Annotated in this window: 13 protein-coding genes; 6 read left to right on the top strand and 7 right to left on the bottom strand. The window is 69.4% G+C overall.

Annotated elements, in window-relative coordinates:
* The first annotated feature begins 96 nt into the window (after positions 1-96).
* On the top strand, positions 97-1,065 hold the full coding sequence (locus tag BM228_RS10305; RefSeq protein ID WP_092039632.1) for a hypothetical protein: 969 nt from the start codon (positions 97-99) through the stop codon (positions 1,063-1,065).
* 256 nt (positions 1,066-1,321) lie between these two features.
* On the opposite strand, the gene BM228_RS10300 is transcribed toward BM228_RS10305, so the two are convergent.
* Both BM228_RS10300 and BM228_RS10295 read right to left on the bottom strand, forming a co-directional pair.
* Complete coding sequence (locus BM228_RS10300; RefSeq protein WP_092039630.1) at positions 1,322-1,744, bottom strand: hypothetical protein; 423 nt, start codon at positions 1,742-1,744, stop codon at positions 1,322-1,324.
* A 136-nt stretch (positions 1,745-1,880) separates the two neighbouring features.
* On the bottom strand, positions 1,881-2,696 hold the full coding sequence (locus tag BM228_RS10295) for a hypothetical protein (RefSeq protein ID WP_244537090.1): 816 nt from the start codon (positions 2,694-2,696) through the stop codon (positions 1,881-1,883).
* A gap of 314 nt (positions 2,697-3,010) precedes the next feature.
* Here BM228_RS10295 and BM228_RS10290 point away from each other — a divergent pair, with 314 nt between their 5' ends.
* Together BM228_RS10290 and BM228_RS10285 are read left to right on the top strand one after the other, a co-directional pair.
* Positions 3,011-4,051: an aspartate-semialdehyde dehydrogenase gene (locus tag BM228_RS10290; RefSeq protein ID WP_092039628.1), complete on the top strand. Its 1,041-nt coding sequence runs from the start codon at positions 3,011-3,013 to the stop codon at positions 4,049-4,051.
* A gap of 429 nt (positions 4,052-4,480) precedes the next feature.
* A complete protein-coding gene (locus tag BM228_RS10285) occupies positions 4,481-6,307 on the top strand; it encodes an alkaline phosphatase family protein (RefSeq protein ID WP_092039626.1) in 1,827 nt (608 codons plus the stop codon).
* Between the two features lie 117 nt (positions 6,308-6,424).
* On the opposite strand, the gene BM228_RS10280 is transcribed toward BM228_RS10285, so the two are convergent.
* The 3 genes from BM228_RS10280 to BM228_RS10270 all read right to left on the bottom strand — a co-directional run bounded on the left by BM228_RS10280 (position 6,425) and on the right by BM228_RS10270 (position 7,957).
* Entirely contained in the window at positions 6,425-6,721 is a 297-nt protein-coding gene (locus tag BM228_RS10280) for a DUF2312 domain-containing protein (protein WP_092039624.1), read from the bottom strand.
* Positions 6,722-6,822: 101 nt separating this feature from the next.
* A complete protein-coding gene (locus BM228_RS10275; protein WP_092039622.1) occupies positions 6,823-7,131 on the bottom strand; it encodes a DUF1244 domain-containing protein in 309 nt (102 codons plus the stop codon).
* A gap of 61 nt (positions 7,132-7,192) precedes the next feature.
* A complete protein-coding gene (locus BM228_RS10270; protein WP_092039620.1) occupies positions 7,193-7,957 on the bottom strand; it encodes an N-formylglutamate amidohydrolase in 765 nt (254 codons plus the stop codon).
* A 193-nt stretch (positions 7,958-8,150) separates the two neighbouring features.
* On the opposite strand from BM228_RS10270, the gene BM228_RS10265 reads away from it, so the two are divergent.
* From BM228_RS10265 to pyk, 3 genes are all read left to right on the top strand, one after another.
* Positions 8,151-9,470 (top strand): glycerate kinase type-2 family protein, encoded by a 1,320-nt coding sequence (locus tag BM228_RS10265; protein WP_092039618.1) that lies wholly within the window; start codon positions 8,151-8,153, stop codon positions 9,468-9,470.
* Between the two features lie 31 nt (positions 9,471-9,501).
* On the top strand, positions 9,502-9,927 hold the full coding sequence (locus BM228_RS10260) for a DUF1036 domain-containing protein (protein ID WP_092039616.1): 426 nt from the start codon (positions 9,502-9,504) through the stop codon (positions 9,925-9,927).
* Positions 9,928-10,049: 122 nt separating this feature from the next.
* A complete protein-coding gene (gene pyk, locus BM228_RS10255) occupies positions 10,050-11,486 on the top strand; it encodes a pyruvate kinase (RefSeq protein ID WP_092039614.1) in 1,437 nt (478 codons plus the stop codon).
* A 3-nt stretch (positions 11,487-11,489) separates the two neighbouring features.
* Here the strand turns inward: pyk and BM228_RS10250 are convergent, their stop codons facing one another.
* Entirely contained in the window at positions 11,490-12,500 is a 1,011-nt protein-coding gene (locus BM228_RS10250; RefSeq protein ID WP_092039612.1) for an alpha/beta fold hydrolase, read from the bottom strand.
* The gene (locus tag BM228_RS10245) at positions 12,497-13,099 is read right to left on the bottom strand and encodes a tetratricopeptide repeat protein (protein ID WP_092039610.1); all 603 of its coding nucleotides are present in this window, start codon (positions 13,097-13,099) and stop codon (positions 12,497-12,499) included. The genes BM228_RS10250 and BM228_RS10245 overlap by 4 nt, the downstream gene beginning before the upstream one ends.
* Between the last annotated feature and the right edge of the window lie 96 nt (positions 13,100-13,195).

Raw genomic sequence — 13,195 nt, 5'->3', positions numbered from 1 at the left:
CTGATCTCGCAAGCGCTTGACACCAGCAGCCGGCCGTCGGACCCATCGCACAAGGCGAGGCCGCATGGGCCTTGGCCCGAGGAGAACCGGTTTCCGATGCTGGTGCGTAACCTGACGCTGCGTTTCGGGCGGGTTCTGTCCCTGGCCGTCCTGATGGCCGGGCTCGGCTCCGCGGCGCATGCCGCCGATCCGGTCTATCCGCCGGGCTCCCGCTTCGGATTCGAGCCGCCCGCCGACATGGCACTGTCGCGGCGCTTCTCCGGCTTCGAACGCAAGGAGGGCGGTGCCACCGTATCGGTGGTCGAGCTGCCGCCCAACGCCTTCGCCGAGATGGTCAGCGGCTTCACCGACGCCAACCTGCTCAGCCAGGGTTTTGCGGTGGAGAAGCGCGAGGAGGTCAAGGTCGGCGACAACGAGGGCATGCTCTACACCGGCGAGCAGCCCGCCGATCCCAACGCCTCCGCGCCCGCGATCCGCAAGTGGATTCTGGTGGTCGGCACGCCCACCGTCACCGGCCTGATTATCGCCCAGGCGCTCCCGGATGCGGAGACCGAAGAGACGATGCGCAAGCTGGTGACCGGCGTCACCCTGCGGCCGCCCTTGACCCTCGACCAGCAGGTCGAGGCGCTGCCGTTCCGGATCGGCAACATGGCGGGCTTCCGCCCGGTGCGGGTGCTGGCCGGCAACTCCGTCCTTCTCACCGCGGGACCGAAGGACCAGATGCAGAACCTGGAGCAGCCGATCCTGGTGCTCGCCCAGGCGGTCCAGCAGCCGCCGACCGCCGAGCAGCGCGACGGCTTCGCCCGGGCGGCCCTCGCGTCCAACCAGACCATGAAGGATTTCGTGATCGAGCGCGCCCAGAGCTACCGCTCCAACGGCGTCGACTGGCACGAGATCGTGGCCCGAGCGGTCGATATGCCGACCAACGTCTCCGTGGTCGTCTCGCAGACCATCCGGTTCAATCCGGACGGGTACCTGCGCGCCCTCGGCGTCGTCCGCGAGGATCAGCGCACGGGCGTGCTCGCCAAGTTCCGCGAAGTCGTCGACAGCGTGCAGGTCAAGTAGCGCGCGCTGACGATGCAGGCTGCGGCGATCATCTTGATGCCTTTACCTCTCTCCTCGTCCTGAGGTGCCTAGCGATCGGAAATCCCTGGGTTTCAGAAGAGGGCTCCAAGGATCGCGGGTCTGGCTAGAGGGCTCCTTCGGGGCTCGCTTCGCTCACACTTCAGGATGAGGGGGCGAGTGCGAAAATCCCCCAAAATAACAAAAAGCGCGGCCCCGAAGGCCCGCGCTTCCCGAAATTCCAGACTGTGCGTTTCGCTCAGTAGGGGCGGCCGTAGAGCGGCGAGGTCGGGTCGATCCGGTCGACGAAGGACAGGTCGACGTTGCGGATCGCCGAGGAGCGCGCACCGATGAACGGGCCGTTGGTGATCGGGTCGGGCAGCGTGCCGCTGTCGAAGCGATCGTTACGGCCGTAGACCGGGGTCAGCTGGTTCGAGGCGGCAATCAGGTAGGGGTTCAGGGCAGGGTTCCGCGAGCCGCCGGCGCCCGGGACGTTCGAGGTCAGCGGCACGTTGCCGGCGTCGAGCCAGCTGCGCGGACGGACGCGGATCGGGAGCGGGCGGCCGACGTTGTAGACGCGACCCGGGCCGAAACCGTCCTGGGCCTGGGCCGGCGCGGATGCCAGGGCGCCGAAGCCGGTGGCGGCGATGACGCCGAGAAGAGCGATCTTAAGCGAGCGCATGGCCAACCTTGTCTGTGAGTGCCACCAATATGGCGACCGAAGCTTAACAGTTCGCCGCCTTTGATAGAACGACGCTTGAGCGAGGCTGTGGTTCCGCGAAAATGGCCGAGCTTCGGCGATTTGCCGTATTCTGGCCTCATTTTTTCGTGTGCGCCCGCCGCCGACCGATCGAACCGGTCGGTTCGGTGGCATCCGCGACCGTGGTGACTGAACAGCCGCGGTCCATCCGCGGCGCCAGGAAGGCCGCCGTCGCGTCGGGATCGGCCCGGTCGTCGAGGCTCAGGGCGTCGATCATGCAGCCGAGGGTCTGCGCCTCGGGGGGGTGGCCGAGCGGTGCGCAGAGCCAGCCGTCGAGCTGAAACGCGGATTCCCGGCTGAGGAATCCGGTGCAGGTCCGACGCGTGGTACCCCCGAGGGTGACCTCCAGGGTCTCGACCGCGCCGAACTTCGTAACGATCCGGCCGCCCGGGCCGGTGCGAATCACGGCCAGGGCAGGTCCGTCGGTGGCGGCCCGGCGGGCCAGCAGGATGAAGAGGCTGGGCGCCGGGCGGGCCGCATTGCCCCGGGCGAGGGTCACCCGGAGCGCCAGGGCCTCGATCGCCTCGAAAGCACCGCGCGCCAGCGCGTCTTCCCGCAGGCCCGTGGCCGGGTCGATCCGGGCAGCCGCGACCCGAACCGGATCGAGACCGGGCTCGGCGAGCCCGAACCGGACAGGGGTCGCCGCCAGGGGGGCCTTGGGTGCCGGCGTGGTGGGCACGAACGGAGTCGCGATCTGGTCCGCAACGGCCTGCTGCGGCACGCCCGGCGGCTTCCGCGCGTAGAGGCAGAGCGCGGCGATCATCGCCGAGGCGACGACGAGGCGCAGGCCGAGGCCGACGAGCGACAGGGTGCGCCGCCCTTCCGGTGCGCCGGTCGCCGCGTTCGCTGCTCCACTCGGATGGTCGCTCTGCATGATGTCCCGTGCGGGCGGCCGCTGATGTCGGCCGCGCTCGATCATCACCGCGCCGGGTTGAGCACCACCCTCCAACCGGGCGTCATGCCCGGCATTCCCGCGACAGGGTGAATCGATCCTTGACGGTGGGCGCCGGCCTTGACAGCCTCGGCCCTTCGGCGCCTTGCTCGCAGAGGCCGTCGCCCCCACCTCGTGCGGGTTCGCGGCCGCGCCCGTTTAACGGGCGCCCCTTCGGCGCGAACGATCTTCGGCCGAGTTTGCTGGCATGAGCGCGGCACCCGGATCGGTCGGGGTTTTCCGCGCGGAGACGAGAGATGGGTTACAAGGTCGCCATCGTAGGCGCCACGGGCAACGTGGGCCGTGAGATGCTGGATATCCTGGCCGAGCGGGCTTTCCCCGCCGACGAGGTCGTGGCGCTGGCCTCGCGCCGCAGCCAGGGTCAGGAAGTCTCCTTCGGCGACAAAACGCTCAAGGTCAAAGCCCTCGACACCTACGACTTCTCTGACACCGATATCTGCCTGATGTCGGCGGGCGGCGAGACCTCCAAGGAATGGTCGCCCCGGATCGGCCAGCAGGGCTGCGTGGTGATCGATAACTCGTCGGCGTTCCGCTACGACGCCGACGTGCCGCTGATCGTGCCCGAGGTGAATGCCGACGCGGTGGTCGGCTTCACCAAGCGCAACATCATCGCCAACCCGAACTGCTCGACCGCCCAGCTGGTCGTCGCCCTCAAGCCCCTGCACGAGGCGGCCACGATCAAGCGCGTCGTGGTCTCGACCTACCAGTCGGTCTCCGGCGCCGGCAAGGAGGCGATGGACGAGCTGTTCAACCAGACCCGCGCCGTGTTCACCGCCGGCGAGATCAAGGAAGGCGGCAAGTTCACCAAGCGCATCGCCTTCAACGTCATCCCCCACATCGACGTATTCATGGAGGATGGCTACACGAAGGAAGAGTGGAAGATGGTCGCTGAGACCAAGAAGATGCTCGACCCGAAGATCAAGCTGACCGCCACCGCGGTCCGCGTGCCGGTCTTCATCGGGCATGCGGAGGCGGTGAACGTCGAGTTCGAGCATCCGCTCTCGGCGGAACGGGCCACCGAGATCCTGCGCTCGGCGCCGGGCGTGCTGGTGGTCGATAAGCGCGAGAACGGCGGCTACATCACCCCGCACGAGGCGGCCGGCGAGGACGCCACCTACATCTCGCGCATCCGCGAGGACGCGACCATCGAGAATGGCCTGAACTTCTGGTGTGTCTCGGACAACCTGCGCAAGGGCGCCGCCCTCAACACGGTGCAGATCGCCGAGGTGCTGGTGAACCGCAAGCTGCTCAATCGCGCCAAGCCCAAGGCCGCGTAACAGAGCGGCATAGAGATGTGAGGCGGCCGCGATCGGATGATCGCGGCCGTTTTCGTTTTTACGGTCGCCGGGTGAAGCGTGCGCAGCAGCCTCCACCGTCATTGCGAGCGCAGCGAAGCAACCTAGGGAAACGCTCCGTCCGGGGATCGCGCGCCGCACTGGGTTGCTTCGCTGCGCTCGCAATGACGGTGCGGGTGGCAAGACATGCGAGAATGTCTCCGGTAATCTGTTTGTCTGCGAATACCTAGAAGATAGCCTATTCTTTGTGTTCGTTGTGGTTTCTCAGGTGCTGATCGTCTCGACAAGCAGTCGCGCGCATCCAGATCCGACACCAGGACGTACACCCGGCGGCGCCACCCGATGCCCGCCTGTCACAGCATTGTAATCTTCCCCGGCCACGCCGCTCCCCGGATCGGTCGGAGATTCTTTATGCGTCGCGTCATCGTTGCCTGCCTCGTCGGATTGTGCGCGTCAGGCGCCGCCCGCGCCGAGACGCGGCCCCACAACGTCATCCTGTTCGTGGCCGACGGCCTTCGGGCCGGGATGGTGAACCCGCAGAACGCACCGACCATGGACCGGCTGATGAAGACCGGCGTGCGCTTCACCAACACGCACTCGATGTTCCCGACCTTCACCATGCCGAACGCCACCGCCATGGCGACCGGCCACATGCTCGGCGATACCGGCCAGTTCGGGAATACGATCTACACGGCCTTCCCGGTGCCGGGCGCCGGCGACAGCTTGACCCCGTTCCTCGAGAGCGACCCGGTGCTCGGCGACGTCGACGAGCACTTCGCGGGCAACTACCTCAACGAGGAGACGATCCTGAAGGCCGCCCGGGCCAAGGGCTTCTCCACCGCCAGCATCGGCAAGCTCGGGCCGTCCCTGGTCTTCGACCACACGGAGCGCACCGGCCAGTACAACATCCACATCGACGACAGCACCGGCCGGGCCGGCGGCATCCCGCTCGGCGACGCTTTCCGCGCCCGGCTCAAGGAGGTCAACCTGCCGGATCAGGCGCCAACCCGGGGCGCGAACGGCCAGGCCGGCACCGCCGAGACGCCCGGCACGGTCGCGGCCAATGTCGAGCAGCAGGCCTATTTCGCCTCCGTCGCGACCAAGGCGGTGCTGCCGCTGTTCAAGGCGCGGCAGAAGCCGTTCGTGCTGGTGTTCTGGTCGCGCGATCCCGACGGGACGCAGCACAACCACGGCGACAGTCTCGGGCGGCTGATGCCCGGCATCAACGGGCCGACGAGCCTCGCCGCCATCCGCAACGCCGACGACAACCTCGCCGCGCTCCTGGCGGCCCTGCGCGAGCAGGGGCTCGCCGACACCACCGACGTGGTGCTCACCTCGGATCACGGGTTCTCGACAATCTCGAAAGAGAGCGCCACGAGCCACGCCGCCTCGGACTCCTACAAGGGCGTGCCGGCCAGGCAGCTGCCGCCGGGCTTCCTCGCCATCGATCTCGCGCACGATCTCGGCCTGACCCTGTTCGACCCGGACGCCAAGGGCGCGAAGGTGGAGGCCGGCACCTTCCCGAGCCGGGCCAACGGCCTGATCGGATCCGATCCGGTGAAGCCCGACGTGGTGGTCGCGGCCAATGGCGGCTCGGACCTCGTCTACGTGCCGAACAGCGACACGGCGCTGGCCCGGAAGGTGGTCGAGGCCCTGTCCCGCCAGGACTACGTCAGCGGCCTGTTCGTCAGCGACGCGCTCGGTGCGATCCCCGGGACCCTGCCGCTCTCGTCCATCGCCCTCGACGGGTCGGCCCTGACCCCGATGCCAGCGATCGTGGTGAACTTCCGCAGCTTCTCCACCGGCTGCGCCGATCCCACCACCTGCGGCGTCGAGGTGTCGGACACCACCCTGCAGCAGGGCCAGGGCATGCATGGCAGCTTCGCCCGCTCCGACACCCGCAACGTCATGGGCGCGGTCGGCCCGAGCTTCCGCGGTGGCCTGGAGAGCGACATCCCGGCAAGCAACGCCGATCTCGGCAAGACCATCGCCCGGATCCTCGATCTCGACATCCCCAACAAGGGCAAGCTGGTCGGCCGGGTCCTGACGGAGGCGATGCTCAACGGAGCCCGGCCCGCGGCCGAGAAGCATGTCCGTCGCTCGGAGCCGGACGCCGCCGGCATCGTGACGGTGCTGAACTATCAGACGGTCGGCGAGACCCGGTATTTCGACGCCGCCGGATATCCGGGCCGGACCTTGGGCCTGATCGAGGAGACGCACGCCGCGGGCGGCCACTGACCTTCGATCGAGGCACCCACTCCATAAGCAAAGGGCCGTACCCGGTGGGGTACGGCCCTGCTCAATTCCAATCTCGTTCCGGCTGCCGAACTTGATGCCCGCCCGGCAGCGTAAGTCCTACGCCATGCCCAGGGCCTGCATGTAGAGCTCGAGGATCGCCTCTTGCTCCTGGCGCTCGCTGTGATCCTGCTTGCGGATGCGGATGATCGTGCGCACGGCCTTCGCGTCGAAGCCACGGCCCTTCAATTCGGCGAACACCTCCTTGATGTCGCCCATGATGCCGGCCTTCTCCTCTTCGAGGCGCTCCAGGCGCTCGATGAACTGCTTCAGCTCGTCGGCGGCCACGCCTTCGGACGACGAGACGTCGCCGCCGGGCCGCTGGGCTGTCGCGGTGGGCATCGAATGGGCGTTCATGGGGCTCTCCGGGATGCGCGGCGCGGGTGCGCCCTGGACCGGTGGTTAACGGGCCGAACTTACCGGAAGCTTAGCCGATTCTCGCGGCCCCTCCCGCCCGGTCAGTGATCCTTGGCCTGGGAGGCCGAAAATCCGGCTTGTTGCTCGGGGCTCGCCTCTGTCTGGTGCTTCGCCTTCCAGTCGCTGTAGGGCATCCCGTAGACGGCCTTGCGGCTCTCGTCCTTGGTGAGCGGCACGCCCTTCTCGTCGGCGGCATCCTTAAGCCAGTTCGACAAGCAGTTCCGGCAGAAGCCCGCCAGATTCATCAGGTCGATGTTCTGCACGTCGGTGCGGTTGCGCAGATGCGACACGAGCCGGCGGAACACCGCGGCTTCGAGTTCGGTCTGGGTCTGCGGGTCGATCTCGGGCATCGTGGGAAACGCTTTCCAGTGAGGGCCGTCGACACGGATCTCGGGATCCGGCGCGTCCCGATCAAGCGGCGATCAGCGGGCGCAGGATGCGGGCGAAGCGCTCGGCCCATTCCTCCTGGCCGGCCTCGCCGGCGATGAGGTCTTGCCGGATCTCCACCAGGGCGTTGGGCAGGCCGCGGGCGGTCGCGTGGCGGTCGATCGTGTCGCCCGGCAGGCCGCCGCCATAGGGCTGGTTGTCGCCCACCGTAAGCCCGGCCGGATCGGCCTCCAAGGCCTCAATCAACGGGCGGGCGAGGCGGGCGTCCCGATCGTACAGGATGCCGACCTGCCAGGGCCGGGCGATGCCGCGCCAGTAGGGCGTGAAGCTGTGCATGGTCAGGATCGCCGGGGGGCGTCCGGCAGCCTGAGCGGCCGCGGCCGCTTCGTCGATCGCGGCGTCGAATGGCGCGTAGAAGCGGGCGATCCGGGCCTGCTTGCCGGCCTCGTCGATCTTAGCGTTGCCCGGCACCACGGCGCCATCGGACAGGCGCATCACCAGGGTCGGGTCGGACCGGCCGCGGTTCGGGTCGATGATCAGGCGCGAAAAGTTCGTCAGGATCGCCGGCACGTTCAGCCGGGCCGCGAGCCCCCGGGTCACCGCCGCCGCGCCGATATCGTAGGCGATGTGGCGGCCGAACTCGGATTCCGGCACGCCGAGCTCGATATCCGCGGGCACGAAGTTCGACGCGTGGTCGCACGCGATGACGAGGCCGCAGGCGGGATCACCCGGGATGATTTCGCACGGGTGCGGGGCCGGGGCGCGCGCTTCTCTCTCCGGACGGGTCACGGGGCTCCGAGGGTTGGATGTGCGTGAGGCTGCCGATCGCGCTTGCCGTGAGGCGGCGGCTCGGGCAGATCACGTGACAAGGCACGATGCCTACCAAAGAACGTGCGCTCACGGCAAGAAACGGGCCCGCCGCCTACCAACGAATGGGCGGGGATCGCACGCGCAAATCACAGTGAGGAGCCCGTCCGACGCCATGCCCGAGACCGTCCCGCCCATCGCCGATCCCGCCATCCTGCAACAGCGCGCGCTCCTCGAGACCCTGCTGTATGCCGGCATCCGCGCCGCCCATCCGGACCTGTGCCTGCCCGCACACCTGCCGGCGCCGAGCCCGGGCCGCCTGATCATCCTGGCGGCCGGCAAGGCGGCGGGCAGCATGAGCGCGGTGGCGAGCCGGTTCTACCGGCAGCAGCACGGGCTCGGCGACGACCGGATCGTCGGCCTCGCGGTGGCCCGCCACGGTTACGGCCAGGACGCGCCGGGCATCCACATGGTGGAGGCCGGCCATCCGGTCCCCGACGAAGCCGGCATCGCCGCCACCCAGGAAGCCCTGCGGCTCGCCACCGAGGCGGGCCCGGACGACGAGGTGCTGGTCCTGCTCTCGGGCGGCGGCTCGGCCAACTGGATCGCCCCGGCCGGGGATCTGACGCTCGCCGAGAAGCAGGCGATCACCCGGGCGATGCTGCGCTCCGGCGCGCCGATCGGCGAGATCAACACGGTCCGCAAGCACATCTCGCGGATCAAGGGCGGCCGGCTCGCCGTCGCCGCCCGCAACGCCCGTCGGATCCTGACGCTCGCGATCTCCGACGTGCCCTTCGATGATCCGGCGGTGATCGCCTCGGGCCCGACCGTGCCCGATCCCTCGACCCTGGCGGATGCCCGCGCGATCTGCGAGCGCCGGGGTATCCCTCTGCCGGAGACGGCGATTCGTCTGCTGAACGACCCGAACAACGAGACCCCGAAGGCCGGCGATCCCGCCTTCGCCCGGGCCGAGTACCGGATCATCGCCCGGCCGATCGACGCCCTGGAGGCTGCCGCCGCGGCAGCCCGGGAGGCGGGCTACGAGCCGATCATGCTGGGCGCCGACCTCGAAGGCGAGGCACGGGAAATCGCCGCCGTGCATGCCAGCGAGGCCAAGCGCTACAAGGCCGCCGGCCAGCGCGTCGCGCTGATCTCGGGGGGCGAGCTCACCGTGACCATCCGGGGCGAGGGCCATGGCGGGCCGAACCAGGAATACGCCCTGGCGCTGGCCGTGGCGCTCGACGGCGAGCCCGGCATCTTCGGGATCAGCGCCGACACCGACGGCACCGATGGCGGGCGCGGCCTCGCCACCGACCCGGCCGGCGGCCTGGTCGACCCGACCACCCTGGAACGCGCCCGCGCCGCCGGCCTCGACCCGGCCGCGATGCTGGCGCAGAACGACTCGACCGCGTTCTTCGCGGCCCTTGGCGACCTCGTGAACCCCGGTCCGACGCGTACCAATGTCAACGATTGCCGCATCATCCTCGTCGGGTAGTTTTTCTAGGAGCGGAGCCGCGTCGCCGCTCATGCTTTCGGTGGTCCTGGGGGTCGGCGTCGCGCTTCTCGGCACCGGCCCCGCCAAGGCCGACCTGCGCCTGTGCAACCAGACCGCCAGCAAGGTCGGCATCTCGCTGGGCTACCGGGACCCGCAGGGCTGGGTCACGGAAGGCTGGTGGGATCTGGCTCCGAAGGCCTGCGAGACCTTGCTCAAGGGCGCGCTGGCGGCGCGGTTCTACTACGTGTTCGCGGTCGACTACACGCGGGGCGGCGAGTGGAGCGGCCGCTCGCTGATGTGCACTCGCGACTCCGAGTTCACGATCCGCGGCGTCGAGGATTGCCTCGCCCGCGGCTACGACCGGAACGGCTTCTTCGAGGTCGATACCGGCGAGCAGAAGAGCTGGACGATTCAGCTCACCGATCCCAACCGGGCGGACGCGCCGGCCAAGCCGTGAGGCTGCCGGGGCGCCCTTGACGCTGCCCCGGACAGGATGCCTACACCCGCACCCAACGAATTGAACCGACGCCGCCGGGGACAAACTCGCGCGGACGCGGCAGACCACACGGAGGATCACGCTTGAAACGCTCGCGCCGCACCAAGATCGTCGCCACCCTCGGGCCGGCCTCGGACTCGCCGGAGATGATCGAACGCCTGTTCCGGGCGGGCGTGGACGTGTTCCGGCTCAACATGAGCCATCTCCCCCGCGAAAAACTGCCCGAAAAGGTCGAGGTGATCCGGGCGATCGAGCGCGAGGCCAAGCACCCGATCGGCATCCTGGTCGATCTGCAGGGGCCGAAGCTCCGGCTCGGCACCTTCGCGGAGGGCGCCGTGATGATCGAGACCGGCGCGACCTTCGTACTCGACGGCGACCCGACCCCGGGCGATGCTAGCCGCTGCCACCTGCCGCATCCGGAGATCCTGGAGGCCCTGGAGGCCGGCCACGCGATCCTGCTGGATGACGGCAAGCTGCGGCTGACCGTTCTGGAGACCTCGGAGAACCGGGCCGTGACCCGCGTCGAGGTCGGCGGAAAGATCTCGAACCGCAAGGGCGTGTCGCTGCCCCACACGGTGATCCCGGTGCCGGCGATGACCGAGAAGGACCGGGCCGACCTCGATGCCGGCCTCAATGCTGGGGCCGACTGGATCGCCGTCTCCTTCGTGCAGCGGCCCGAGGACGTGGCCGAGGTGAAGAAGGTCTGCGCCGGCCGCGCCCTGGTGATGGCCAAGATCGAGAAGCCGCAGGCCCTGACCCGGCTCGACGAGATCATCGAGATTTCGGACGGGTTGATGGTTGCCCGCGGCGATCTCGGCGTGGAGATGCCGCTGGAGCAAGTCCCCGGCGTGCAGAAGCGGATCACCCGCAGCGCCCGCCGCTTCGGCAAGCCCGTGGTGGTGGCGACCCAGATGCTCGAATCGATGATCACGGCGCCGGTCCCGACCCGCGCCGAGGTCTCGGACGTGGCCACCGCCGTCTACGAGGGCGCGGACGCCGTGATGCTCTCGGCCGAGAGCGCGTCGGGCGCCTTCCCGGTCGGTGCCGTGGAGACCATGAACCGCATCGCCGAGCAGGTGGAGCGCGATGCGGTCTACTGGTCGATCATCCGGGCGCAGAGTGCGACCCCGGACGAGACCGCCGCCGACGCCATCGCAGCCGCCGCGCACCAGATGGTCGACGCCCTGAACCTCGACGCGATCATGGCCTGGACGAATTCCGGCTCGACCGCCCTGCGCCTGTCGCGCGAGCGCCCGAACGCCACGGTGATCGCGCTGACGCCGAGGCGCGAGACCGCCCGCCGCCTGGCGCTCGCCTGGGGCACGCACCCGATCGTCACCAAGGATGCCAGCGACGTGGACGACATGTCGTTCCGCGCCGCCAAATTCGCGGTCCGTGAGAAATTCGCCGCGGTGGGCGACCGGGTGATCGTTGTCGCCGGCCTGCCCTTCGGGACGCCCGGGGCCACGAACCTCGTGCGGCTCACCTTCATCACGCGGGAGCACGCCGAGAAGGCGTGAGGACTAGTCCTTCAGGAAAGGGGCGGCCTCGCGCCGCTCGGCGGTGAACCGGACGATCTCCGCGGTGAGACGGTCGGCCGCCACGAAATGGATCATGTGACCGATTCCCGGCAGCAGCACGAGCCGCGCCCCGGGGATCGCCTTCGCCAAGGGGGTCGCCTGGGTCTCGCTGCGGACGATCGGATCCGCCGCGCCGGAGATCACCAGGGTCGGGACGCGCAGGTCGCCGTAGCGCGGGCTCTGCGCCGCCAGGGCGGCCGGCAGGCCGACGAGATCCTGCACGTTGGCGAGCAGCGTTCCGGGCCGCAGCACCAGGGATGCGCGAACCGTCTCCGCGTAGCCGGGGACCTCCGGTTGGGGCTGGAACACCCGCTTGGCCGTCTCGGGGAGATAATATTGGGCGAGCGGCGGCCCGATGGTGCGGCTCAGCAGCCAGGCCACGGGCGGCTTGAGCGCGAGCCGCCAGTACCACGGCAGCACCAGCATCCGCGCCGGCATCGGCATGGCGACAGGGGCCGCGAGGACGAGGCCGGAGACCCGCTCCGGATGGTCGAGGGCGAGCGCCAGGGCCAGCGCACCGGCCCAGGAATGGCCGAACACCAAAGCCGGACCGACGCCCATCTTTTCCAGCGCCTCCGCGATGATCCGTGCCTGGACGGCCGGCGCGGCGGCCTCACTCCCGTCGATGCGGTCGCTCCAGCCGAAGCCCGGCCGGTCGAAGGCGATGACGTGGAAGCCCTTCTCGGCGAGCCTGCGACCGATGCCCTCCATCGGGTCGGAGGCGTTGGCCGAGGCTCCGTGCAGCAGGATCACCGGAGGACCGTCGGCGGGTCCGGCCTGGATGGTCGCCAGGCGTCCGCCGGCCACCTCGACAAAGGGTCCGGCCGGCGGATTTTCCGCACCGACCCGTAGGGCGATCACGAGGCTCGCCACCGCGCCGAGCGCGAGGACCAGACCCAAAAGCGCGAAGGGAAGGGAGAGGATCGTGATGAGAAGTGCGGCCACCCGGCTCACAGGTCGCGGCCGTCAACCTCCGGGGCCAGGCGGTCGACCGCCTCGCCGATCTTCTCCATCTTCGGATAGAGCGCCTTGGCCCGGCGGAACGCCGCCAATGCCCGGGCCTTGTCATCGAGGGATTCGTAGATCCGCCCCATCGCGGCCCACGCCTCGAAGTGACGCGGCTCCAGCACCAGGGCGCGGCGCAGGTCGGCGATGGCGTCGTCCTTGTCGGTCAGGAGCCAGAACACCGTGGCGCGCCGGTTCCAGCCCTCGGACCAGTTCGGCTCCAGAGCGGTGACCCGATCCATCAGCTCGGCCGCCAGGGGAAAGTCGTGGGCCGCGATGGCTTGCCGGGCGCGGTCGGTGAGCAGGTCGGCGGTCGGGCTGCCCGAGGCGTCAAGGCGGCGCTCGATTAACTTGGCGATGCCCTTCGCCTGCGCCGGATCCTCGCTGGCGCGCAGGCGGGCGAACAAGTCGTCGAGGCTCACGGGCTTCGGTGCCGGCTTCGCCTCGGGCGCCGTGCGGCCGGATCGTCCGGCATCCGGCGCCGCGGCGGCGACCGTCACGAGGACCGGCAGGCAGACCAGGGCGGCGAGGAGGCGGGTCGACGTCATCCCGCCAGAGTGTGCGCGGGTGCGGCCCTCGTCAACGTGCCGCGGTGCCGCGCACGCGAAAGCAGCCGCAACCCGGACGGGCGCGGCTGCTTTCGT

Origin of the sequence: Methylobacterium pseudosasicola (genome assembly GCF_900114535.1) — a bacterium.
In the GTDB taxonomy this organism is placed as follows: domain Bacteria; phylum Pseudomonadota; class Alphaproteobacteria; order Rhizobiales; family Beijerinckiaceae; genus Methylobacterium; species Methylobacterium pseudosasicola.
This window is presented reverse-complemented; position numbering and strand designations above follow the sequence as displayed.